17 protein-coding genes are annotated in these 23684 nt (G+C 67.0%); 11 read left to right on the top strand and 6 right to left on the bottom strand.

All coding sequences use genetic code 11. The features are described 5' to 3' along the window. Positions 1-3: 3 nt before the first annotated feature. The gene (locus A9973_RS15030) at positions 4-870 is read right to left on the bottom strand and encodes an N-acyl homoserine lactonase family protein (RefSeq protein WP_183014543.1); all 867 of its coding nucleotides are present in this window, start codon (positions 868-870) and stop codon (positions 4-6) included. 367 nt (positions 871-1237) lie between these two features. Here A9973_RS15030 and A9973_RS15025 point away from each other — a divergent pair, with 367 nt between their 5' ends. Beyond that, positions 1238-1795: a ribonuclease gene (locus A9973_RS15025; RefSeq protein ID WP_183014542.1), complete on the top strand. Its 558-nt coding sequence runs from the start codon at positions 1238-1240 to the stop codon at positions 1793-1795. Positions 1796-1799: 4 nt separating this feature from the next. Here A9973_RS15025 and A9973_RS15020 read toward each other — a convergent pair whose 3' ends face one another. The 4 genes from A9973_RS15020 to A9973_RS15005 all read right to left on the bottom strand — a co-directional run bounded on the left by A9973_RS15020 (position 1800) and on the right by A9973_RS15005 (position 9504). Further along, the gene (locus A9973_RS15020) at positions 1800-3815 is read right to left on the bottom strand and encodes an aconitase family protein (RefSeq protein WP_183014541.1); all 2016 of its coding nucleotides are present in this window, start codon (positions 3813-3815) and stop codon (positions 1800-1802) included. A gap of 14 nt (positions 3816-3829) precedes the next feature. Then, positions 3830-4807: a tripartite tricarboxylate transporter substrate binding protein gene (locus A9973_RS15015; RefSeq protein ID WP_183014540.1), complete on the bottom strand. Its 978-nt coding sequence runs from the start codon at positions 4805-4807 to the stop codon at positions 3830-3832. Between the two features lie 152 nt (positions 4808-4959). Then, positions 4960-5862 carry a LysR substrate-binding domain-containing protein gene (locus A9973_RS15010; RefSeq protein WP_183014539.1) on the bottom strand — a complete coding sequence of 301 codons (903 nt, stop codon included), beginning with the start codon at positions 5860-5862 and terminating at the stop codon, positions 4960-4962. Between the two features lie 84 nt (positions 5863-5946). Continuing rightward, positions 5947-9504 (bottom strand): indolepyruvate ferredoxin oxidoreductase family protein, encoded by a 3558-nt coding sequence (locus A9973_RS15005; protein ID WP_183014538.1) that lies wholly within the window; start codon positions 9502-9504, stop codon positions 5947-5949. Between the two features lie 105 nt (positions 9505-9609). On the opposite strand from A9973_RS15005, the gene A9973_RS15000 reads away from it, so the two are divergent. Further along, complete coding sequence (locus A9973_RS15000; protein WP_183014537.1) at positions 9610-10515, top strand: LysR family transcriptional regulator; 906 nt, start codon at positions 9610-9612, stop codon at positions 10513-10515. A 17-nt stretch (positions 10516-10532) separates the two neighbouring features. On the opposite strand, the gene A9973_RS14995 is transcribed toward A9973_RS15000, so the two are convergent. Next, complete coding sequence (locus tag A9973_RS14995) at positions 10533-11441, bottom strand: LysR family transcriptional regulator (RefSeq protein ID WP_183014536.1); 909 nt, start codon at positions 11439-11441, stop codon at positions 10533-10535. 123 nt (positions 11442-11564) lie between these two features. On the opposite strand from A9973_RS14995, the gene A9973_RS14990 reads away from it, so the two are divergent. The 9 genes from A9973_RS14990 (at position 11565) to prpF (ending at position 23619) form a co-directional block, all read left to right on the top strand. Then, entirely contained in the window at positions 11565-12158 is a 594-nt protein-coding gene (locus A9973_RS14990; RefSeq protein ID WP_183014535.1) for an amino acid synthesis family protein, read from the top strand. Beyond that, entirely contained in the window at positions 12155-12940 is a 786-nt protein-coding gene (locus A9973_RS14985) for an alpha/beta fold hydrolase (protein WP_183014534.1), read from the top strand. Before A9973_RS14990 ends, A9973_RS14985 begins: the two co-directional genes overlap by 4 nt. 50 nt (positions 12941-12990) lie before the next feature. Continuing rightward, a complete protein-coding gene (locus A9973_RS14980) occupies positions 12991-13962 on the top strand; it encodes a tripartite tricarboxylate transporter substrate binding protein (protein WP_183014533.1) in 972 nt (323 codons plus the stop codon). 126 nt (positions 13963-14088) lie between these two features. Beyond that, the gene (locus A9973_RS14975; protein ID WP_255469165.1) at positions 14089-14904 is read left to right on the top strand and encodes a hypothetical protein; all 816 of its coding nucleotides are present in this window, start codon (positions 14089-14091) and stop codon (positions 14902-14904) included. Positions 14905-14983: 79 nt separating this feature from the next. Next, entirely contained in the window at positions 14984-16876 is a 1893-nt protein-coding gene (locus A9973_RS14970) for a sigma-54-dependent Fis family transcriptional regulator (RefSeq protein ID WP_183014531.1), read from the top strand. Positions 16877-17087: 211 nt separating this feature from the next. Then, positions 17088-18890 carry an NAD(P)/FAD-dependent oxidoreductase gene (locus A9973_RS14965; RefSeq protein WP_183014530.1) on the top strand — a complete coding sequence of 601 codons (1803 nt, stop codon included), beginning with the start codon at positions 17088-17090 and terminating at the stop codon, positions 18888-18890. A 143-nt stretch (positions 18891-19033) separates the two neighbouring features. Beyond that, on the top strand, positions 19034-19744 hold the full coding sequence (locus A9973_RS14960) for a GntR family transcriptional regulator (RefSeq protein WP_183014529.1): 711 nt from the start codon (positions 19034-19036) through the stop codon (positions 19742-19744). Next, on the top strand, positions 19744-22359 hold the full coding sequence (gene acnD, locus A9973_RS14955) for a Fe/S-dependent 2-methylisocitrate dehydratase AcnD (protein ID WP_183014636.1): 2616 nt from the start codon (positions 19744-19746) through the stop codon (positions 22357-22359). Before A9973_RS14960 ends, acnD begins: the two co-directional genes overlap by 1 nt. Positions 22360-22434: 75 nt before the next feature. After that, positions 22435-23619, top strand: a complete 1185-nt coding sequence (gene prpF, locus A9973_RS14950) for a 2-methylaconitate cis-trans isomerase PrpF (RefSeq protein WP_183014528.1) — start codon at positions 22435-22437, stop codon at positions 23617-23619. Positions 23620-23684 lie beyond the last annotated feature (65 nt).

Raw genomic sequence — 23684 nt, 5'->3', positions numbered from 1 at the left:
CCGTCAGTCAAAGACTTTGGTCTTGGCGTTCTGCGCGTGCTGCTCCGCGTCATGGCTGTACCAGAGCTGGCCCTGGCGCGCGTCGCGGATTTGCTTCAGACGGTCGATGGCCTGCATGGATGCCGCCGTGTTCCAAGTAATGCCGGGGATCACGCCCGCCTCGTTCTCGCCTGTGTAGATGGCGTCCGCCGCCAGCAGCACCGTGCCGGTGTTCTTCAGCTTCACCTGCAGGGATTGATGGCCCTGCGTGTGCCCCTTGGTGTCCAGCAGCACGATGGTGCCGTCACCGAACAGGTCGAAGTCGCCTTCCACCTGAATGAAGTCGTAGTCGCGCGTGGTGTCGAAGTCCTTCATCACGTAGGCGGCGCGCTGGAACTTCTCGGGCCACCAGGCGGCGCGCAGTTCGGCCTTCTGCACGACGTGCCTGGCCTTGGGGAACATCTTGATGTTGCCCGCGTGGTCCAGGTGGAAGTGCGAATAGACGACGTACTTCACATCGCTGACGTCAAAGCCGGCAGCCTTCAGCTGGCGGTCCACGACGTCGTCGCGGCCCTGGATGGAATTGAAGGCGCCGCACAGGCCCTGCCCCCAATAATTGGCGCAGTTGCCGTCGGCGGTGGCCTGATTCATGCCGGTGTCGAACAGCACCAGCCCGCGCGGATGCTGGATCACATAGGCCGGCACGGGAATCTTGATCTTGGTGCCCACGTCCACCATCGCGGTCATGAAGCCCTTGTCCAGCTCGATCTTGCCGACCGACAGCTGCATCAGCTTGATGTCCGGCGGCGCGTCGGCGGCATATGCGCCGCCCGCCCCCATCATTGCCACCGCACCCACTGCACCCACAAACGACTTCCAGCTCTTGCTCATTGTTGTCTCCTCGGACCAACAGGGGGAGCCGACGCCTGATGGCGGCAGCCGATAGCAAGCAACCCGGTGTGTCCCGGGCTTCTTTTTGATAGGTTCGTCTGTGCGGGGGATTGCGGCTGGCTGCGGAAAGACCCGTAACCGGAGACGGCGTCTGGCGGCCGTTGACTCTGTTGCGCACTCTGACGCAACGCCTACGGACTGCCAATTAAGGTTTCATTAAGCTGGGCTTCGCTGCGCCTGAAGTGGGAGGAACCCGTAGATGAAAAGGGTGAGGCTGTCCAACCCGCTGGACGCAATCGGGCACGCACAGCAGCGCCATCCCGTGTCAAACTGCGCCGATATCCCTTGCCCTGAATCCCGCCGAATCATGAACCAGCCCTTCACGCCTCCCAGCTACCGCAGCGCGCCTGACGTGAACTGGTCGACGGCAGACCTGTGCGACAGCTGTCTGGATCAGCCTGCCGCGGGGCTGCGCATCCTGCCGCCCGTGTTTCGCCCCTATGGCGCACGGTCGTGGTATTTCGGCCAAGTGGTGGCGGTGGCTTCGCCGGTGGCGGACGGCGCCCTGTCGCTGGCCGGCTTGCTGGCCGGCCCCGGCCACGGACGCGTTCTGGTGGTGGACGGTTTGGGCAACGCGGACCATGCGATCCTGGGGGACCGCATGGCGGGGATGGGCACGCAGAACGGGTGGTCAGGCGTGCTGCTTAACGGCTACGTGCGCGACACCGCCGTACTGGCGCGCATGCCGCTAGGTGTGCATGCGCTGGGCGCGGTGCCAAACCGGGCCGGGACGCTCGCGACGGCCAGCGCCGGCGACCACGTGCGGATCCAGGGCATTGATATCCGTACCGGAGACTGGCTCTACGCCGACACGGACGGCGTCATCGTGCTGTCTTGCCGGCACACCGCGCTGGCCACGGGATAGGCCTTCAAGCCGCGTACCCTGCCCGCAATTCCGCAAACGACATCAGCTTGCCGGCCAGGGCGCTGGCCATCACGGTCGGCGGGCTGCCGAGCCACACGCTGCCCGGGCCGGAACGGCCGGGGAAGTTCCGATTGATGGCGCTGATGGTGACCTGCCCCGGGTCGGTGGACGAACCCGGACCGCAATTGGCGCAAGCGCCGCAAGACGGTTGCAGGATGCGCGCGCCAATGGCGGCGAAGGTGCGGTCATACCCTTTCGCCACGCAGTAGTCGCGAACGGCCGTGGTGCCGTATTGCAGATAGAGCGTCACGCCGTCGGGCAGCCTCAGGCCGCGCTCCACGGCCCAGGCCAGCACCTGGTGATACGCATCGAAGTCTTCGCGCTTGCCGGCGGTGCAGGAGCCTCCATAGGCGATATCGATGCGCGGCCGCGCCTGCAGGCTGGAAAGCGGAATGCCATTGCCCGGATCGCCGGGCGCGGCCACAAGCGGCGACAAGGCCTGGCAATCCACGCGCAAGGTGGCCGCGTAGACGGCATCGGGATCGCTATGCATCCAGGGTTCGATCGCCACGTCTACACCGCGGCGTTCTCGCAGGAAGCGGACGGTTTCGGCGTCGGGCGCCACAATGCCCGTCAGCCCGCCCAATTCGGCCGTCATATTGGTCAAGGTGGCGCGTTCGTCGATGGACAGGCCCGCAATGGCGTCGCCCGTGAATTCAAACACCTTGCCCACCCCGGCGCCGGAACGGATCTCGGGCAAGGCCAGCAAATGCAGCACGATGTCCTTGGCCGTCACCCCCGGCGGCAAGGCGCCTGCAAGCTCGATGCGCAGCGACGCCGGCATCGTCAGGCGCACCGCCCCCGTCACAAAGGCGTTGGCCATGTCGGTAGTGCCCACGCCGAACGCCACGCACCCCAGCGCGCCGCTATGGGGCGTATGCGAATCGGTGCCCACCACCACTTGCCCCGGCAGCGCGTAATGCTCTGCCATCATCGCGTGTGAAATTCCAGCCACGTTGGCGCCCGGGTCCTGCGCGGCTTCGGACTCGGTCAGAGTGCGGTGATGGCGCAACTGGTAGGCGTCGACGAAATCGCGCTGGGCCTGGCACATGATGCGGACATTGGGCACGATGCCCGCCCTGACATGGTTGGGGCTTTCGTCGACATACGAGGTGTGGTCCTCGAATACGACGATGCGCGCCGGGTCCGCCAGCCGCAGCGGACGGCCAAAGCGCGCATGCAGCATGTGCGCGGCCATGCCGGTGTAGTACTCGTGAATGAAACGCCAATCGGCACGGATGAACACGCCCGCGCCTTGCTGCGCGTCGCTGGGCGTAACCGGCGTTTCCAGCAGGTGGCGCCGGATGATCTTCTCGAACAGCGTACTTGGCGCGTCCCCATGCGCTGCCCGGGCTTGCCGCCCGCCGCCGGCCAGCGCCTGCCCCACGGCCTGCAAATGCGCCTGCCCGAACGCCAGCAATCCGCCCGCCCGCACGATGGCGGCCGACAGGTCGTCGCGGCCCGCCACGAGCTCGTCCACCGTGACCGGCTCTCCGCGTTGCAAGCGCGCCACCAGGCCCGGGTCGGTGCTGGTGTACAAGCCGATGTTGTCCGCATTCTGCCGATAGATGCGTTCAAAGCTCTCAGCGATGACCAGGCGTACGCCGGCCGACTTTTCGGCCATGGGGCTATGTTCACGCGACGAACCCTTGCCGTAGCGCTTGCCGGCCACTACCACATTGATGCCGGTCCGCTTGACCGCATCGATGCCGATGGGATGGGCAGCCCCCGCCGTAAGGCCCGTATAGGGGTAGCGCCCCAGTCTCTCGTCGAAATGCGTCAAGATCGGCACCGGCGTGATCTCGTCGGTGGAAATGTCGTCGCGCAACGGCGCTGCAGACTGCAAGCCGCTGGGGGGCCCGCCCAACTGCGCCGCGATGCAGGAAGGGTCCTGCGACAAGAACAACAATCGAGGCGGCGCATCAAGCACGCAAGCCGGTAACGCCACAGCAGCAGTCATCGCCTATCTCATCCTTATTCAGCCGTCACCGCGGCAGCCTTGACCAGCGCCCGGCTCTTGGTGATTTCTGCGTTGAGTGTCTGCACCGCCTGTTCGGTGCTGCTGCCCTGCGCCACAAATCCCTGCGGCGACAACGTCTTCAGCACGGCCGGATCCGCCATGGTCCGCTGCGTGGCGCCCTGCAGCGTCCGCACCAGATCGGCCGGCAGCTTGGCTGGGCCGATCAGCGAAATCCAGGCGTCGTAGGAATAGTCCTTCACCCCGGACTCATCCAGTGTCGGCACATTCGGAAGCGCCGCCACGCGCTCAGGCGTGCTCACGGCCAGCGCGTGCAGCTTGCCGGCCTGCACCTGCGCCAGCACCGACGGCACAGCCAGGAATGCCACCTGGATCTGGCCAGACATGACATCCGTGATCAACGCGTTGCCGCCGCGATACGGAATATGCATCATGTCCACGCCCGCTTTGGATTTCAGCAATTCCCCCGCCAGGTGCAGCACACTGCCGTTGCCCGAGGACCCATAGTTGATCTTTCCCGGTTGCGCGCGGGCTGCGGCCAACAGATCGCCGATGGTTCGGTACGGCGAGTTTTCGGCCACGACCATGACCAGCGGCGTCGTGCCGATGACCGAAATCGGCGTGATGTCCTTCACCGAGTCGTATGGCATGCTCTTGTACAGGCTGGGGTTGATGGCGTGGTTGGACGACACGATGGCCAGCGTGTAGCCGTCCGGCTTGGCGGCCACCAATTGGCGCGTGCCAGGGATGCCCGCCGCGCCAGCCAGGTTCTCGACGATCAGGGGCTGCGCAAGCGTCTTGCCCAGGCTTTCCGCCACCACGCGGGCGACGACGTCGGCGGTGGACCCCGGCGATGTCGGCACGATCAAGCGGATGGGATGGTCGGGGTAGCCAGCCGCCTGCGCGGACATCGCGGGCAGCAAGGCGCTGAATGCAAGCGTACAGCTCGCCAGGAATCTGGTGGGGGTGCTCATGTTGTCTCCGTATCGTCGCCGCGGGGTCTGTCTGCCCCGGCTTGGGCCGCGCCCGCAAGTCTCTTCAAAGGCGCGCTTTGACTATAAGGAGCCGGCATCGATTGCCGAAGTGTCGTCTCGGCAATCCAGCCATCTCGAATGGAGATGCCGGATCAGCCTTGCTGGGCCAGAAATTTGACCAGGGTTGCCGCGGTGGCCGACAACTGGCTTTCGTCAGGGAATACGATGCACAGCTGCCGCCGCGCCCACTCGTCGGACAGGGGACGCACCATGACGTCCAGCGATTGCAGATAGAGTTCAGCGACTTGCTGCGGCATCACGGCGATGCCCAGGCCCGCATGCGTCATGCGGCACAGCGCGTCCAGGCTGGCCACACGGATCTTCACCGACAGGGTCGCGCCCAACGCCTGGGCTTGCGCCGCCAGCAGCTGTGTCAGCGCGCTGTTTTCGCGCAAGCCCACAAAGGTTTCGCCCACAATATCCTGCAGGCTCAGTTGCCGGGCAGCTGCTTTGGGATGCTGCGACGGCAGCATTACCGCCAGCCGGTCGCGACGGTAAGGCAGTTGCGTAAGCCCCTCGGCGCCCGCGATGCGGTTGCAGATGCCGAAGTCCGCGGCGCGCTCGCGCACCAGGCGCAGCACATCAGGGCTGTGCTGCTCTTCCAGATCGATGTCCACTTCTGGAAACAGGCGTTGAAACGCCGCCACGTCTTCGGGGAGAAACTGCACAATGGCAGACAGGTTAGCGACCACCCGCACATTGCCCTTTACTCCTGCAAAGAAGCGCGACAGCTCCGCGCCCATGGACTCGACGTCGCCGATGATCTGCTGCGCATGACGCAGCACGGTCTGGCCGGCGGGCGTGACCGTCACGCCACGCGTATGGCGTTCAATCAGCGGCAGCCCGACCAATGACTCCAGCTCCGCCATACGCCGGCTGACGGCCGATGGCGCAATGAACTCGCGTTCGGCCGCCCGCGCGATGCTGTTCTCCTGGCAAACGGCCACGAACAGGCGAAGCGAAGTCAGATCCAGTTTGCGTACGAGGTTTTCCATGGCCGGGCGGACAGATGCGCGGCGTATGCCGCATTGACGGGGGATCGTACACCGGGCGATCCCCCGCCTGCCTGCCCTGCAGCTCTACGCGGCCAGCGAATCCCGCGTCGGGTGGCGGTAGCGTTGCAGCAGCCCATCCTGGCGTGCCCGCGCCTGTTCCACGCTTTTCTCCTTGACGTGACCGTACCCGCGGATGGTGTCCGGCAGATTGGCCAGTTCCAACGCCGCCTCTCGGTTGCCGGCGTCCAGCGTTTTCGCGAACTCGTCGGCCAGCGCCAGGAAGTCGGCGGCCAATTGGCGTTCCATGCGGCGTTCGGCGGTCTTGCCGAACACGTCCAGCCAGGTGCCGCGTACCCGCTTCATCGGCGCCAGCATGCGAAACGCCACGCCCATCCACGCGCCGAAGGCGCGCTTTTTCAAGCGGCCCTGCGCATCGCGGCGTGCGAAGGCCGGCGGCGCCAGGTAGTAGCGCACGCGGTAGTCGCGCCCCGGCTCGCCCTCGAACTGGGCTTGCAACTTGGCCTTGAAGGCGGGGTCGGTGTACAGGCGCGCGACTTCGTACTCATCCTTATAGGTCATCAATTTGGCCAGGTTGCGCGCCACGGCACGGGTCACCTCGTGGCGGCGCCCCTCCAGGATCGCCGATTCGCGCACCTGCACCGCGTCCACGGCCGCGCGAAAGCGCGTCGCGTACGCGGCGTCCTGGTAGGCCTGGACATGCGCAACCAGCCGCTCGACCAGCCCGTCCAGCGATTCGGGCAACGCCACCACTTGCCCAGCCCCTCCCGCGGCCTTGGCCGGGCGCAGCGCCGCCACGCCCCGGTGCGCGGCCTGCCTGCCCAATTCGAAGGCGGCCAGGTTCTTGTCCACGGACACGCCATTGATCTCGATCGCGCGGCGCAGGCTGTCGTAACTTAGGGGCAGGCCGCCCTTCTGCCATGCGTAGCCAAGCAGCAGCGGATTGGCGTAGATCGTGTCGCCCAGCAACGCTTCGGCCAGCGGCCCCGCATCGATGAAGTCGCAGTTGCCGCCGGTGCTGGCCGCGACCGCGGCTTCCGCCTGCGCGCCCGGAAAGCGCCAGGCCGGCTGCGACAGGAATGCCGCCGTCGGGGCCGCCGCGCTGTTCACCACCGCGCGCCCATGGTCGGGCCGCAGCCGCGACAGCACCTCGGGGGATGCCGCCACCAGCGCGTCGCAACCGATGACGAGGTCGGCCTCGCCCAGCGCCACGCGGGTGGCGTGCAGGTCCTCGGGCCGGTTGGCCAACTGCACATGGCTGAGCACGGCGCCGCCCTTTTGCGCCAGGCCCGCCATGTCCAGCACGGTGACGCCCTTGCCTTCGATATGCGCCGCCGCCCCCAGCAGCGCGCCGATCGTCACGACGCCCGTTCCCCCCACGCCCGCGATCACCATCCGGTAGGCCGCGCCCCCGGCGATGGATGCCGGCTCCGGCAATGGCGCGTCAGGCATCGGCGGCTGGCCCGCGCCCGCCAGGGCCGGTTTGCGCAGCACCGCCCCTTCGGCCGTGACGAAGCTGGGGCAGAACCCCTCCACACAGGAAAAGTCCTTGTTGCACGACGACTGGTTGATGCGGCGCTTGGTGCCCAGGGGCGTATCCAGGGGTTCCACCGACAAGCAGTTGGACTTGACCGAGCAGTCGCCGCAGCCCTCGCACACGGCGTCGTTGATGAAGGCCCGGCGCAGCGGATCCGGGTAGTCGCCGCGCTTGCGGCGGCGCCGCTTTTCGGTGGCGCAGGTCTGATCGTAGATCAGCACCGTCGTGCCTTCGATGTCGCGCAGCGCGCGCTGCACGTCGTCCAGCGACTTGCGGTGATGCACGTCGATGGCGCCGGGCAGCGCCGCCGCGCCCGTGTACTTTTCGGGCTCGTCCGTGACCACCACGGTTTTCACGACGCCTTCCGCCTGCATCTGCGCCGCGATCTGCGGCACCGTCAACACGCCGTCCACCGGTTGGCCGCCGGTCATCGCGACGGCGTCGTTATAGAGGATCTTGTAGGTGATCGACGCGCGCGCCGCGACGGCCGCGCGGATCGCCAGCAGGCCCGAATGGAAGTAGGTGCCGTCGCCCAGATTGGCGAAGATGTGGCGTTCGCTCGTGAAATCCTTTTGCCCCAGCCACGCCACGCCTTCGCCGCCCATCTGGCTGAAGGTGTCGGTGTCGCGGTTCATCCACATCGCCATGTAATGGCAGCCGATGCCGGCCACCGCGCGCGACCCTTCGGGCACGCGGGTGGAAGTATTGTGCGGACAGCCCGAGCAGAACCAGGGCTTGCGCTCTTCCACCAGCGTGGGGCGCGCGGCCTCGCGTTCCTTGGCGTCGATCACCGCCAGGCGCGCGGCGATGCGGGCGCGCAAGCCGGGGGACAGGTCCGCCTTGTCCAGCCGCGCGGCGATGGCGCGCGCGATCAACGCGGGCGACAGTTCGTAGCGCGCCGGCAGCAGCCAGCCGCCGCGCGGCGTGGACCATTCGCCGCCGCCATGCTCGCGCTCGTCGAACTTGCCGTAGACGCGCGGACGCACGTCGTCGCGCCAGTTGTAGAGCTCTTCCTTCAGTGCGTATTCCAGGATCTGGCGCTTTTCCTCGACGACCAGGATCTCTTTCAGGCCCGTGGCGAACTCACGCGCGCCTTGCGCGTCCAGCGGCCAGATACAGCCCACCTTCATCACGCGGATGCCCGCTTCGGCACAGGCGGCCTCGTCCAGCCCCAGGTCGTTCAGCGCCTGGCGCACATCCAGGTATGCCTTGCCGGCCGTCATGATGCCGAAGGTCGCCTGCGGCGAATCCAGCACGACGCGGTTGAGCTTGTTCGCCCGCACGTAGGCAAGCGCCGCATACCATTTGTGATCCAGAAGCCGCGCCTCTTGCGCCAGCGGAGAATCCGGCCAGCGGATGTTCAGCCCGCCCTCCGGCAATGCCTCGTCGGGCAGCACGATCTGCACGCGCGCCGGGTCCACGTCTACCGACGCGCTGGACTCCACGACGTCCGTCACGCACTTCATCGCCACCCACAGGCCCGTGTAGCGGCTCATTGCCCAGCCGTGCAACCCGTAGTCCAGGTATTCCTGCACGTTGGACGGGTACAGCACCGGAATGCCACTTGCGATCAGCACATGCTCCGATTGATGCGCCACCGACGAGGATTTGGCGGCGTGGTCGTCGCCCGCCAGCATCAGCACGCCGCCATGCGCGGACGACCCTGCCGAGTTGGCGTGCTTGAGCACATCCACCGAGCGGTCCACGCCCGGCCCCTTGCCGTACCACATGCCGAACACGCCGTCGCGCGTCGCGCCGGGGAACAGGTTCAATTGCTGCGAGCCCCACACGGCGGTGGCTGCCAGGTCCTCGTTCACGCCGGGCTGGAACACGACGTCGTGCGCCTTCAGATGCTTCTTGGCCTTCCACAGCGCCTGGTCCAGGCCGCCCAGCGGCGAACCCCGATAGCCCGAGATGTAGCCGGCGGTGTTCAGGCCCGCCTGCTGGTCGCGCAGCTTCTGCAACAGCGGCAGGCGTACCAGCGCCTGGGTGCCGCTGAGATAGATGCGGCCAGTGGCCTGGGTGTACTTGTCGTCTAGCGTCAGGCCATGGGTATCGGCCACGCCGGGGGGTAGTGGGGCGTTCACGCGTTTGTCTCCTGCCGGATGCGGATTTGAGTGTTTTCCGCAGTGTAGGAACGCCGTTCGTTATCGTATATTCATAGTTTCAGGTAGCAGGTATTCGAAAAACAGATGGCAAACGACGTCACCCTGCGGCAACTGCGCTACTTCGCGGCCGCCGCCCGCACGGGCCGGTTTTCGATGGCGGCCGCCGACGAACATGTCTCGCAATCCGCCGTCACCAATGCCGTGCTGGCCCTGGAGTCGCAGTTGGGCGTGCGGCTGTTCGACCGCCATCCGCACGGCGTCACGCTGACCCCGGAAGGCCACAACTTTCATCGGCGCACGCAAGACATCCTGGATTCGCTGGACGACGCCATCCGCGAACCCGGCTTTCAGCGCTATGCGCTGCGCGGCACGGTACGGATCGCGGCGTCGTACACAGTGCTGGGCTACTTCCTGCCCGACCTGCTGGCGCGCTTTCGCCGGCGCTACCCCGATGTGGTGCTGGACCTGGTGGACCTGGACCGCCCCGAGATCGAAGCCGCGGTCGCCAGCGGCGACGTGGAGTTGGGCGTGGCACTGCTGTCCAACGTGGAAAAGCGCGAGCGCTTCGGCCATCAGGTGCTGGTGCGGTCGCGGCGGCAGCTCTGGACGGCGTCCGGCCATCCGCTGCTATCCGTATCCGCGCCGTCGCTGGCCGACATCGCCGGCTATCCCTACATCCTGCTGGAAGTGGACGAAGGCGAACGGTCCACGCTGAACTACTGGCGCACGCACGGACTGCGGCCCGACATCGCCCTGCGTACCCGGTCCATGGAAGCGCTGCGCGGGCTGGTCGCGCATGGCTTTGGCGTCACCATGCTGTCGGACATGGTCTACCGCCCCTGGTCGCTGGAAGGCCGCAAGATCGAGGCCCTGCCGATCACCGACGCCGTGCCGCCCATGGAGGCCGGGCTGCTATGGCACCCGCGCGCGGCGCTGGCAAAGCCCGCCGAGGCGTTCCGGCAATTCATGATGGTGGCGTGCGGGGTGTAGGCGCCGACTTCAGCCGGCTAGACCCGCACGGCCCCCTTGCGGCGCGTGAACTGCGTCAACGATTCAAGCGCCAGTGCATGCATGGCCGCCACCGACGGCAGCAACGTTTCTTCCTTGCGCGTCAGCACGCCGACAATGCGTTCCACCGTCGGTTCGCACAGTGGCACAAACACCAGATCCGAGCCGGCCGCAGGCCTAGCCAACACCGGCAACACCGTGACGCCCAGCCCGCCGACCACGCTGGCCAGCAGCGACGCGCGGTTGGACACTACCATCGCGGGATCGTCGATGACGCCGCCTAACTGCCGGTTCTTCAAAGTGTCGAACGTGGCGTTGCCGATCAGCCGTTCGGCTGCCAGCGCCGACCACGGCACCGGCCCGCGCCGGCGGGCCAAGGGATGCCCCTTTCGGCACACCAGCCCGAACGCGTCGCGCGCAACCGGGGTGAACGCCACGTCAGCCGTGCGCGGCACCTGCCCCGCCACACCCACCTGCACTTCACCGGTCAGCACCAGCCGGTGCACATCCTGCGACGATTCATCCACGGCGCGCAGGCGGATGTCGGGGTGGCTGCGGGCGTAGCGCTCCAGCAGCTTCGGCAGCCATTCGTCCGCCAGCGACGGCATCACCGCCAGCGACACGGGCCCGGTATGGCCCAGCCCCAACTGGCGCGCGGCACCCAGCACGCGGTCATGCGTGGCCAGCAGTTCGCGCAGCAGCGGCGCCACGGCATGCCCCAGCGGCGTCAGCTGCGCCCGCTTGCCGGCTTCGAACAACGGCGCGCCCAACTGCTGTTCCAAGTCCTGCATGGCGGCCGACACCGCCGCCTGCGAACGGTGCGTGCCCTGGGCCGCCAAGCGGAAGCTGCCATGGTCGGCCGCCAGCAGGAACTGGCGCAGGTGTTGGATCTTCAGGGGCGATGGCATGGCGTCGGAACCCATTAAATTCAGATTTTCCGAAATTAACTTACGTTAATTTGGATTGTCAAAATTCCATGCCCGCTTCAACAATGCACCCATCGTTCATCACGTATGCATTGGAGCAATGGAATGGCTTTGCAAGTGCGCAAAATCGTCAGTTACGTCGAGAAGACCTTAGTTGAAGGCGGCAAGGCAGCCGAGCGGCCGTTGATCATGATCGTGGCAGCTGCCGTGATCCGCAATCCTTGGGCCGGCCTGCCCTTCCAGGAAGACCTGCGCCCGCAAATCCTGGAAGCCGCGCCGCCGCTGGGCGAGTTGCTGGTGGACGAGATCCTGCGCCAGGCGGGCTCCGCCGACCAGATCGAAGCCTATGGCAAGGCCGCCGTGGTGGGCACCGCCGGCGAAGTCGAACACGCGTCGGCGCTGATCCACACGCTGCGCTTTGGCAACGCCTACCGCAATGCCGTGGGCGGCACCAGCTACCTCAGTTTCACCAATACGCGCGGCGGTCCGGGGTGCGTGATCTCGGTGCCGCTGATGCACAAGCTGGACGAAGGCCTGCGGTCGCACTACCTGACCGTGCAGACCAACATCAACGACGCCCCGGCACCGGACGAGATCGTCATCGCGCTGGGCGCCGCCACCTCCGGCCGGCCGCATCACCGCATTGGCAACCGCTATTCCGATCTGCAGGAACTGGCGCAAGAGGCGCAATCGAAATGAGCGCGCCCCGCCGCCGTTCCGGCCGGGGCGCGCCGCTGGTGCTGCTGCACGGCGTCGGCTTGGACCACACGCTGTGGGATGACCTGGTTCCGTTGCTGGAATCGGATTTCGACGTGCTGCGCTATGACCTGCTGGGCCATGGCGCGGCTCCCGGCATCTCGGGCGAGGCCCTGGTGAAGGACTTCGTCGCGCAGTTGGACGCTGAACTGGATCAGGCCGGCTGGCAGCACGCCAACGTGCTGGGCTATTCCATGGGCGGCTTGATCGCAGGCGCCTATGCCGCCGCCCGGCCGCAACGCGTCGAACGTCTGGTGTTGCTGAGCACGGTATTCCAGCGCACGCCGGAAGAGGTCCGCGCCGTGACGGCGCGCCTGGCCGCGGCCGCTACCCAGGACGTGGAAGCCGCCGCCGCGATATCGCTGCAGCGCTGGTTCACGCCCGGCTTCCAGGCCGCGCGTCCCCAGCGGGTGGCGGCCATCGGCCGGCGCCTGATGAACAACGACCGCGCGAATTTCCTGGCGGCATACCGGCTGTTCGCGCAGGGCGATCCGATACTGGCGCAGGCGGCGCCCGATATCGCTTGCCCGGCGCTCGCCATGACCGGCGAGGAAGACGTCGGGTCCACCGCCCGCATGACGCGCGGCCTGGCACGCGCGCTGCCTGACGGCCGCGCCCGCGTCGTGGACGGCCAACGGCATATGCTGCCAGTGGAAGCTCCGGCCGTGGTGGCTGCGGCGCTGCAGGCCTTTTTACTGCCGACAACCGCTGAATCGTCCGCCTGACAGAGACGATCGGCCAACGCCCCGAAAGGGGCGGAGATGGAGACAAACCCATGCATCGCAGAACCGTACTGAAACACCTGGCCATGGCCGCAGCGGCGCCGGCTGCCCTATCGCTGACCCGCCATGCGGCGGCGCGCGAAGCGCCCTTGCGCGTGATCGTGCCGTTCCCGCCAGGCGGCGGCACCGACGTGCTGGGGCGCGTGATCGCCGCCACACTGGAAAGCGCGTTGGACCGGTCCGTCGTCGTCGAAAACAAGCCCGGCGCCAGCGGCATGCTGGGCGCGGACTACACCGCCAACGGCGCCAAGGACGGCAGCGTGCTGCTGTTCGCGGGGCTGGTGCCTTCGGTGCGCTACTACGCCCGCCCACCGGAAGACGTATTGACGCAGCTGGCGCCCGTCTGCCCCATCGCGCGTTCGCCCTACATGGTGGCCGTCAATAGCGATCTGTCCGCCAAGACACTGGCGGAACTGGTCGCCCAAGCCAAACGCGAACCCAAAGTGCTGACCTTCGGATCGCCCGGCAATGCCACGCCGCAGCATCTGGCCACCGAATTGCTTCAAGCCGCCTGCGGCATCGACATGCTGCACATTCCGTATCGCGGCACGGGGCCGATGATGACGGATCTGCTGGGCGGCCAGATCCAGCTCGTCGTGGCGACGGTCGCCGCAGTCGAGCCCTATATGAAGGGCGGACGCCTGCGCGTGCTGGCGGTGACCAGCCCCGAACGCCTGCCGAAATATCCCGACATTCCCACCGTCGCCGAAAGCGGTTACGCGGGTTTTGACGCGCAGATTCGTTTCGGCACGTATTGCGCCGCCGGCACACCAGAAGCGACAATCGCCGCGTTGAACCAGGGCATCAACCGCGCGCTGCAAACCGACGCCGTGCACGCCAAACTGGCCGAACAGGGGTTCCAGCCGACCGGCGGCACGCCCCAGCAGTTGCAACAGGCGTTGCTGTCCGAAATCCGCGACGTGGCCGGGCTGGTACAAGCAGGCAAGGTGCGGGTGGACTTGTAGCGATCTGTAGCGGCCGGTAGCGAAAGGGGCGCAACGCCGACAGGCGGCGTGATTAGAATTCGGTCTTCTCGTCCCTGCCCGCCTACGATGCCCCGCCCCCTATCCTTCTTGACCGGCGCCTTGACCTTGTCCGCCCTGTTGACGGGTGGCGTGGCGCACGCCGCAAGCGGCCCTTGCCCCGAGGCGGCCGACATCGTTCGCAGCGTGTATCAGAACCAGGACAAGCCCGACCGCGAAGGCCGCATCCGCTTGAAGCAAGGCCACGCCATCGTGACGCTGTCTGACGCGGACGTCGGCGCGCCCTTCGCGGTAGCGTGCAAGGCCTGGCCGGCCAACCCAGACTTGCTGCTCGTGGCGGTGCCGTTGATGCAAGCCACGCCCGACCCCGAAAACGGCCACGTCGGCGATCTGGAAGTGCTGGTGCTGGACCGCCAGACATTGCAAGTGCGGCAACGCCGCACGCTGGTCGATCTGATGTCGGACGATGCCTTGCGCATCGCCAGCCTGTCGTTCGATACGGCGCGCTATGACGTCACGGCCGATCGCCGTGCCTTCGGTATCCGCATCGAACGCGAAGGCGCCTCGCGCGCCAACCCCATGGACGAAACCAGCTTGCGGCTCTTCACCGTGGAAGGCAACGATTTGCGCCTGGTGCTCGACGGCCTGATCGTCAACCACTCGTCCGGCCAATGGGACACCAGCTGCGCGGGAAAATTCACGGAACGCGTGGTGAGCCTGTCGATAGGCACGGCGAAAACCAAGGGCTACCGCGACGTCGTCGCCACCGACTCGCACTCTTCCAGTCGTGCCGCGGTGCAGCAAGGCGGCTGCGAAGAGAAAACCGTCAGCCAGGGCAAGACGCGCCACACGCTGCGCTTTGACGGCAAGCGTTATCGGATTCCCAAAGCGCTGCGTTCGATCGACAGCGAGACCGCTGGATAACCACCATTTACAAGCACCGTCGTCTCTGTGCATGCTGCTCCACTGATCCGGCGTAGATCGGGCGCACCATGGAGACGACATGCCCAGTCAGGAATCCCTGCATTCCGCCCATATCCGCGAAATCGAACAGGTCGGCCAAGGCCGTCCCACGCAGCGCGACGCGCATGTAGTTCGCAGTTGGCTGCGCTGCCTGGACCAATACCAGCTGGATCCGGCCCAGGCGTGCGAAGCGTATATCGTCCCCGACGGCCGGCTGCGCGAACACCGCCAGCAATCCGAAGCCCTGATCCGCATCGCCCGCAGCGGGCTGGACCACCTTTTCCGGCAGGTCGCGGGCCAGAACTACGTGCTACTGCTGGCCGACCGCCAGGGCGTCACGGTCGAGTTCCTGGGCGACCCGCTGCAGACCGACAAACTGCGCAAAGCCGGCCTGTATCTGGGGTCGGAATGGTCGGAGCCGCGCGCCGGCACCTGCGCCGTGGGCGCCTGCCTGGAAACCGGCGAAGCGCTGACCATCCACCAGACCGACCACTTCGACAACACGCACACGCCGCTGTCCTGTACCGCCGCCCCCATCTACAACGCCGACGGCGAACTGGCGGCCGTGCTGGATATTTCCCTGCTCAGTTCCCCCAGCCTGAAGACCAGCCAGAACCTGGCGCTGCATCTGGTCAACAGCACCACGCGCCGCATCGAACTGGCCAACCTGATGGCGCGCACCCGCAACGAATGGGTGCTGCGCTTTGCGCGTTCGCCCGAATTCCTGGACGTGGACCCCGAGGCCGCGATCTCGCTGGACGGCGCCGGCCGCATCCTGGGCATGACGCATTCGGGCGCCAAACTCCTGGCCCGCGCCGCCGGGCTGGACTGGCGTAACCCGGCCGGCCTGATCGGCCAGCCGGTCACGCGCTTCTTCGAGGTGCAGTTGGACGACCTGCCCCAATTCACCCGCGGCCATGCGCCGCAAGACCGCCTGATCGTCGCGCGCGACGGCAACGCGCTGTTCGCCCACGCCATCGAACCCAACCGCCATGCGCGCGGCGCCACCGTCGCCGTGCGCGCCGCGACATCGGCGCTGCGCGGGCTGGACGGCGGCGACGCCAAGATGGCGGCCGTGCAGGCCCGTGCGGCCAAGCTGGCGCGCCAGGGCTTGCCCATCCTGCTGCAGGGCGAAACCGGCGTCGGCAAGGAATACCTGGCGCGCGCCATTCATGAAGACAGCCGGCGGCCCGGCCGCTTCGTGGCGGTGAACTGCGCGGCCATCCCGGAATCGCTGATCGAAAGCGAATTGTTCGGCTACCTGCCGGGCGCCTACACCGGCGCCGCGCCCAAGGGCCGCAAGGGCCTGATCGAGGAGTCCGACGGCGGCACGCTGTTCCTGGACGAGATCGGCGACATGCCCCTGACGCTGCAAAGCCGTTTGCTGCGCGTGCTGGCGGAGTCCGAAGTCACCCCCATCGGCGCCAACGCGCCCCGCGCCGTGCGCCTGACCTTGGTGTCGGCCTCACACCGCGACCTGGGCACGCTGGTGCGCGAGGGCCGGTTCCGCGAAGACCTGTATTACCGTATCAACGCGGCCACCCTCACGGTGCCCCCGCTGCGCGAGCGCCAGGACCTGGACTGGCTGATCGCCCGCATGCTGGCGCGGCATCAGGACGAGTCCGGCGCGCCCGTGCTGTCGGCCGGGGCGCTGCGCGCGCTGAAGGCGCACGCCTGGCCCGGCAATATCCGCGAACTGGCCAACGTGATCGCGGTGGCAGCGGCGCTGTGCGAACACGGCGTGATCGAACCGCAGGACCTGCCCGAAACGCTGGCGCCCGCCGGCCACGCCGCCACCGCGGAAGAGGCCGCGCTGCGGTCGGCACTGGCCAGTTGCGCCGGCAATGTCTCGGAAACCGCCAGGCGGATGGGCGTGGACCGCTCCACCGTGCATCGCCAGATGCGCCGCTACGGGCTGAACCCGCGGCGCTGACGCCGCCACACTGCGCTGCCACAGGTGTGGCGCACGCCACACCTGCTGCACGCCCGTGCGCCCCTGCCACCCAGCGGACACGGGCTTCGCACCGCCCTCCGCAAGTTGGCACGGCAATTGCATGCTGATCCATGACGCCCACCAGCCGGCACAGGCCGGGGCCGTTTTCGGAACGCCACGACAAAGCCCGCCACGGGCAAGGAGACAAGACATGCCGAACGATCACGCCGACGCCGCGCTGGACGCGGTGCTAGCGCGCCTGAACACCGCGCTGCGCAACAAAGACGTCGAAGGGGTTGCCCGCTTGTTCCAGGACGACTGCTATTGGCGCGACCTGGTGCTGTTCAGCTGGAACCTGCGGACCCTGGAGGGCCACGCCCAGATCCGCGACATGCTCGCTTCACAGCTGCCGCAGGTCGAACCCGTGCGCTTCACCCGCGACGATCGCGAAGCCGTGGCCGACGAAGACGGGCTATTGCAGGGTTGGCTGCACATCGACACCAACCTGGCGCGCGGCTACGGCCACATCCGCGTCAAGGACGGCAAGATCTGGACCTTGCTGACCACCATGTCCGAACTCAAGGGCTACGAGGAACCCAGCGGCACGCGCCGCCCCAAGGGCGCCGAACACGGCAATCGCCGCGAACGCCAGACCTGGCTGGAAAAGCGCGAGCAGGAAGCGGCCGAACTGGGCTACCAGACGCAGCCCTATGTGCTGATCATCGGCGGCGGGCAAGGCGGCATCGCGCTGGGTGCGCGGCTGCGCCAGCTGGACGTGCCCACGATCATCATCGAAAAGAACGAACGCGCAGGCGACAGCTGGAGGAAGCGCTACAAGTCCTTGTGCCTGCACGACCCGGTCTGGTACGACCATCTGCCTTACATCCCCTTCCCCGAAAACTGGCCCGTCTTCGCGCCCAAGGACAAGGTCGGCGACTGGCTGGAGATGTACACCAAGGTGATGGAGCTGAACTACTGGACGTCCAGCGTCTGCCAGTCGGCGCGCTACGACGAACACAAGCAGGAATGGGAAGTCACCGTGCTGCGCGAGGGCAAGCCGGTGGTGCTGCGGCCCAAGCAGCTGGTGCTTGCCACCGGCATGTCGGGCAAGCCGAACATCCCGCGCTTTCCGGGGCAGGACGAGTTCCAGGGCGAGCAGCAGCATTCGTCGCAGCACCCCGGCCCGGACGCGTACCGCGGCAAGAACGTGGTGGTGGTCGGCGCCAACAACTCGGCCCACGACATCTGCGCGGCGCTGTGGGAAGGCGGCGCCAACGTCACGATGGTGCAGCGCTCGTCCACCCACATCGTCCGCTCCGACACGCTGATGGACATCGGCCTGGGCGGGCTGTATTCCGAACAGGCGCTGGCCAACGGCATGACGACACGCAAGGCGGACCTGACGTTCGCGTCCCTGCCCTACAAGATCATGGCGCAGTTCCAGATCCCGCTCTACGACCAGATGCGCGAGCGCGACGCCGAGTTCTACGCCAAGCTTGAGAAGGCGGGCTTCATGCTGGACTGGGGCGACGACGGTTCCGGCCTCTTCATGAAATACCTGCGGCGCGGATCGGGCTATTACATCGACGTGGGCGCCTGCGACCTGATCATCGACGGCAGCATCAAACTGCAGTCCGGCACCGATGTCAGTCACCTGGCGCGCGAAGCCGTCGTGCTGAAGAACGGCGTGACCCTGCCGGCGGACCTGGTCGTCTATGCCACCGGCTACGGCTCGATGAACGGCTGGGCCGCCGATCTGATCAGCCAGGACGTGGCCGACAAGGTGGGCAAGTGCTGGGGCCTGGGGTCGGACACCACCAAGGACCCCGGCCCCTGGGAAGGCGAACAGCGCAACATGTGGAAGCCCACGCAACAGGAAGGCCTGTGGTTCCACGGCGGCAACCTGCACCAGTCCCGCCACTACTCCCAGTACCTGTCCCTGCAATTGAAGGCGCGGCAGGCCGGGCTGCCGGTGCAGGTCTACGGGGTGCAGGGGGTGCACCACAAGCGGTAGCCACCGGCCCCGCCCCTTCCGCGCAAGCGGCGGCTCAGTCGCTTGCGCGGAAGGGGCGACCCAAGGTAAATTGTTGACAATCCGGCGTCCAGCAACGCCTTAATCCGAATATTTCCGCTAAATACGGATAGATTGTTGACACCATGAGCAAAGTGCTAACGCTGCCGGGCACCCCGCCTGGCGATGGCGAAACGTTGTCGGATCACATCTTCAAGAAGATCCAGGCCGCCATCGTCAAAGGCGAGATCGCCCCGGGCAGCAAGATTTCCGAGCCCGAACTGGCGCGCCAGCACGGCGTCAGCCGGGGGCCGCTGCGCGAGGCCCTGCACCGGCTGGAAGGCCAGAAGCTGCTGGTGCGCGTGCCCCACGCGGGCGCGCGCGTCGTGTCGCTGTCGCAGCAGGAACTGTCCGAGCTCTACGAGATCCGGGAATCGCTGGAAGGCATGGCCTGCCGCCTGGCCGCCGAACGCATGCCTCCCGCCGAAATCGCCGAACTGCGCGGCGTGCTGGAAGCTCACGAACGCGACGCCGCCTTCCAGGCCGGCCTGGGCTACTACCAGCAGGAAGGCGACTACGACTTCCACTACCGCATCGTCAAGGGCAGCGGCAACCAGATGCTGTTCCGCATGCTCTGCGACGAGCTCTACCAGCTGGCGCGCATGTACCGCATCCAGTACTCGACCACACCGAACCGGCCGCGGCAGGCCTATGCCGAACACCACCGCATTCTTGACGCCATCGCCGACCGCGACGGCGAGCTGGCCGAAATCCTGATGCGCCGCCACATCCGCGTATCCCGAATCAACATCGAACAACAGATCGCCCAGAGCAACCTGCGGCGCACGGAGGCATGATGAACCACTCGTACCGCAAGACCCTGCCCGGCACCCGCCTGGATTACTTCGACGCGCGCGCCGCTGTCGAAGCCATCGCGCCCGGCGCCTACGCCGGCCTGCCCTACACGTCCCGCGTGCTGGCGGAAAACCTGGTGCGCCGTTGCGACCCGGCCATGCTGACCGACGCGCTCAAGCAGTTGATCGAACGCCGCCGCGACCTGGACTTCCCGTGGTTTCCCGCACGCGTGGTCTGTCATGACATTCTTGGCCAGACGGCGCTGGTCGACCTGGCCGGCCTGCGCGACGCCATCGCCGACATGGGCGGCGACCCGGCCAAGGTGAATCCGGTCGTGCCGGTGCAACTGATCGTCGACCACTCACTGGCCGTGGAATTCGACGGCAACGACCCTGAGGCCTTCGCCAAGAACCGCGCGGTGGAAGACCGCCGCAACGAAGACCGCTTCCACTTCATCGACTGGACCAAGCAGGCCTTCCGCAACATCGAAGTCGTGCCCCCGGGCAACGGCATCATGCACCAGATCAACCTGGAGCGGATGTCGCCGGTGATCTACACGCAAGACGGCGTAGCCTTCCCCGACACGCTGGTCGGCACCGACAGCCACACCCCGCACGTTGACGCGCTGGGCGTGATCGCCATCGGCGTGGGCGGCCTGGAAGCCGAAAACGTGATGCTGGGCCGAGCGTCGTGGATGCGCCTGCCGGACATCATCGGCGTCGAACTCACCGGCCGCGCCCAACCCGGCATCACCGCCACCGACGTGGTGCTGACGCTGACCGAATTCCTGCGGAAAGAGAAGGTCGTGGGCGCCTATCTGGAGTTCTACGGCGAAGGCGCCGCCAGCTTGACGCTGGGCGACCGCGCCACGATTTCGAACATGGCCCCCGAGTACGGCGCCACCGCCGCGATGTTCTCGATCGACCAGCAGACCATCGACTACCTGCGCCTGACCGGCCGCGAAGACGAGCAGATCGCGCTGGTGGAAACCTACGCCAAGACCGCCGGTCTGTGGTCCGACAGCTTGAAGACCGCCGAGTACGAACGCGTGTTGCGCTTCGACCTGTCCACCGTCGTGCGCACGCTGGCTGGCCCGTCGAATCCGCACCGCCGCCTGCCGGTGTCCGACCTGGCCGCGCGCGGCATCTCGGGCGTCGTGGAAAACGAACCGGGCCTGATGCCCGACGGCGCCGTCATCATCGCGGCCATCACCAGCTGCACCAACACCAGCAACCCGCGCAACGTGATCGCGGCGGGCCTGCTGGCGCGCAACGCCAACCGCGCCGGCCTGTCGCGCAAGCCCTGGGTGAAGAGCTCGCTGGCGCCGGGATCCAAGGCGGTGCAGCTGTACCTGGATGAAGCCGGCCTGACCGAAGACCTGGAAAAACTGGGCTTCGGCGTCGTCGCGTTCGCCTGTACGACGTGCAACGGCATGTCGGGCGCGCTGGACCCCGTGATCCAGCAGGAAATCATCGACCGCGACCTCTACGCGACCGCCGTGCTGTCCGGCAACCGCAACTTCGACGGCCGCATCCACCCCTACGCCAAGCAGGCCTTCCTGGCCTCGCCCCCGCTGGTCGTGGCCTACGCCATCGCCGGCACGATCCGCTTCGACATCGAACGCGACGTGCTGGGCACCGGCGCCGACGGCCGCGAGATCCGCCTGAAGGACATCTGGCCCACCGACGAAGAAATCGACGCCGTGGTCAAGGCGTCCGTCAAACCCGAACAGTTCCGCAAGGTCTACGCGCCGATGTTCGGCATCCAGGACGACCGCAAGGCCGGCATCAGCCCCCTGTACGCCTGGCGTGAGCAAAGCACCTACATCCGGCGCCCGCCGTACTGGGAAGGCGCGCTGGCAGGCGTTCGCACGCTGCACGGCATGCTGCCGCTGGCGGTGCTGGGCGACAACATCACCACCGACCATCTGTCGCCGTCCAACGCCATCATGCTGGACAGCGCGGCAGGCGAATACCTGGACAAGATGGGCCTGCCCGAAGAGGACTTCAACTCGTACGCGACCCACCGCGGCGACCACCTGACCGCGCAGCGCGCCACCTTTGCCAACCCCAAGCTCTTCAATGAAATGGTGACGAACGACGACGGCACCGTGAAGCAAGGGTCGCTGGCGCGCGTGGAGCCGGAAGGCCAGGTCATGCGCATGTGGGAAGCCATCGAAACGTATATGGGCCGCAAGCAGCCGCTGATCATCGTCGCCGGCGCCGACTACGGCCAGGGCTCGTCGCGCGACTGGGCCGCCAAGGGCGTGCGGCTGGCGGGCGTGGAAGCCATCGTGGCCGAAGGCTTCGAACGCATCCACCGCACCAACCTGATCGGCATGGGCGTGCTGCCGCTGGAATTCAAGGCTGGCGTGAACCGCAAGACGCTGGCGCTGGACGGCACCGAAAGCTATGACGTCATCGGCGAACGCAAGCCGCGCGCGGACCTGACGCTGGTGATCCACCGCCGCAACGGCGAGACCGTGCAAGTACCCGTGACCTGCCGCCTGGACACCGCCGAAGAAGTGTCCATCTACGAAGCCGGCGGCGTGCTGCAACGCTTTGCCCAGGACTTCCTGGAAGCCTCATCCGTGGCCGGCGCCAAGCAGGCCGGCTGACACCGCCGGGCGGCGGGCGCCGACGCGTCCGCCGCCCTACCCGAAGACATCGCACCCAGACATCAGGACGACCCCATGGCCCATGCACCCCAAACCAAGATCGCCGCCACCTACATGCGCGGCGGCACCAGCAAAGGCGTGTTCTTCAAGCTGGACGACCTGCCTGAATCCGCGCGCGTCGCCGGCGCGGCGCGCGACGCGCTGCTGATGCGCGTGATCGGCAGCCCCGACCCCTACGGCAAACAGATCGACGGCATGGGCGCGGCCACCTCCAGCACCAGCAAAACCGTCATCGTCGGCAAGAGCACCCGGCCGGACCATGACGTGGACTACCTGTTCGGCCAGGTCTCCATCGACCAGCCTTTCGTGGACTGGAGCGGCAACTGCGGCAACCTGTCCGCCGCCGTCGGCCCGTTCGCCATCACCAACGGCCTGATCGACCCGGCCCGCGTGCCCACCAACGGCATCGCCGTCGTGCGCATCTGGCAGGCCAACATCAAGAAGACCATAATCGCCCACGTGCCGATGACCGACGGCGCGGTACAGGAAACGGGCGACTTCGAACTGGACGGCGTAACCTTCCCCGCCGCCGAACTGCAGCTGGAATTCATGGACCCGGCCGAAGAAGGCGACGGCGGTTCGATGTTCCCCACGGGCAACCTGGTCGACGACCTGGAAGTCCCCGGCGTGGGCACGTTCAAGGCCACGATGATCAATTCCGGCATCCCGACCATCTTCCTCGATGCCGAAGCGCTGGGCTACACCGGCACGGAATTGCAGGACGACATCAACGGCGACGCCGCCGCGCTGGCTCGCTTCGAGACCATTCGCGCGCACGGCGCGCTGCGCATGGGCCTCATCGCCAAGGTCGAGGAAGCCGCCAGCCGCCAGCACACGCCCAAGGTCGCGTTCGTGGCGCCCCCCAAGGCCTATGTGTCGTCCAGCGGCAAGCAGATCGGCGCGGGCGACATCGACGTGCTGGTGCGCGCGCTGTCCATGGGCAAGCTGCACCACGCGATGATGGGCACGGCGTCGGTTGCCATCGGCACCGCCGCGGCCATTCCCGGCACGCTCGTGAACCTGGCGGCCGGCGGCACCGAGCGCGACAACGTCAACTTCGGCCACCCCTCCGGCACGCTGCGAGTGGGCGCCCAGGCGCAGCGGGTGGACGGCGAATGGAAGGTCACCAAGGCCATCATGAGCCGCAGCGCGCGCGTGCTGATGGAAGGCCGCATCCACGTGCCGCGACAAGGGTTCTGAGCGCGGGCTGGTGGTGACGGATTCCAGGGCAGCGTTGATTTGGTAATGCAATTGCATTACCATGG

The organism is Achromobacter sp. UMC46 (assembly GCF_014170335.1).
In the GTDB taxonomy this organism is placed as follows: domain Bacteria; phylum Pseudomonadota; class Gammaproteobacteria; order Burkholderiales; family Burkholderiaceae_B; genus Achromobacter.
Note: the sequence above shows the minus strand (reverse complement) of the source record. Positions and strands in the feature narration are given on the sequence as shown.

Bases quoted from the DNA above. Each gene is read 5' to 3' on its own strand.
- A9973_RS14965 (WP_183014530.1), top strand. From the start codon at position 17,088: ATGCCGAACGATCACGCCGACGCCGCGCTGGACGCGGTGCTAGCGCGC.
- prpF (WP_183014528.1), top strand. From the start codon at position 22,435: ATGGCCCATGCACCCCAAACCAAGATCGCCGCCACCTACATGCGCGGC.
- A9973_RS14985 (WP_183014534.1), top strand. From the start codon at position 12,155: ATGAGCGCGCCCCGCCGCCGTTCCGGCCGGGGCGCGCCGCTGGTGCTG.
- A9973_RS15020 (WP_183014541.1), bottom strand. From the start codon at position 3,815: ATGACTGCTGCTGTGGCGTTACCGGCTTGCGTGCTTGATGCGCCGCCT.
- A9973_RS14995 (WP_183014536.1), bottom strand. From the start codon at position 11,441: ATGCCATCGCCCCTGAAGATCCAACACCTGCGCCAGTTCCTGCTGGCG.
- A9973_RS14960 (WP_183014529.1), top strand. From the start codon at position 19,034: ATGAGCAAAGTGCTAACGCTGCCGGGCACCCCGCCTGGCGATGGCGAA.
- A9973_RS14990 (WP_183014535.1), top strand. From the start codon at position 11,565: ATGGCTTTGCAAGTGCGCAAAATCGTCAGTTACGTCGAGAAGACCTTA.
- A9973_RS15015 (WP_183014540.1), bottom strand. From the start codon at position 4,807: ATGAGCACCCCCACCAGATTCCTGGCGAGCTGTACGCTTGCATTCAGC.
- A9973_RS14980 (WP_183014533.1), top strand. From the start codon at position 12,991: ATGCATCGCAGAACCGTACTGAAACACCTGGCCATGGCCGCAGCGGCG.
- A9973_RS15000 (WP_183014537.1), top strand. From the start codon at position 9,610: ATGGCAAACGACGTCACCCTGCGGCAACTGCGCTACTTCGCGGCCGCC.
- A9973_RS15010 (WP_183014539.1), bottom strand. From the start codon at position 5,862: ATGGAAAACCTCGTACGCAAACTGGATCTGACTTCGCTTCGCCTGTTC.
- A9973_RS15025 (WP_183014542.1), top strand. From the start codon at position 1,238: ATGAACCAGCCCTTCACGCCTCCCAGCTACCGCAGCGCGCCTGACGTG.
- A9973_RS14970 (WP_183014531.1), top strand. From the start codon at position 14,984: ATGCCCAGTCAGGAATCCCTGCATTCCGCCCATATCCGCGAAATCGAA.
- acnD (WP_183014636.1), top strand. From the start codon at position 19,744: ATGAACCACTCGTACCGCAAGACCCTGCCCGGCACCCGCCTGGATTAC.
- A9973_RS15030 (WP_183014543.1), bottom strand. From the start codon at position 870: ATGAGCAAGAGCTGGAAGTCGTTTGTGGGTGCAGTGGGTGCGGTGGCA.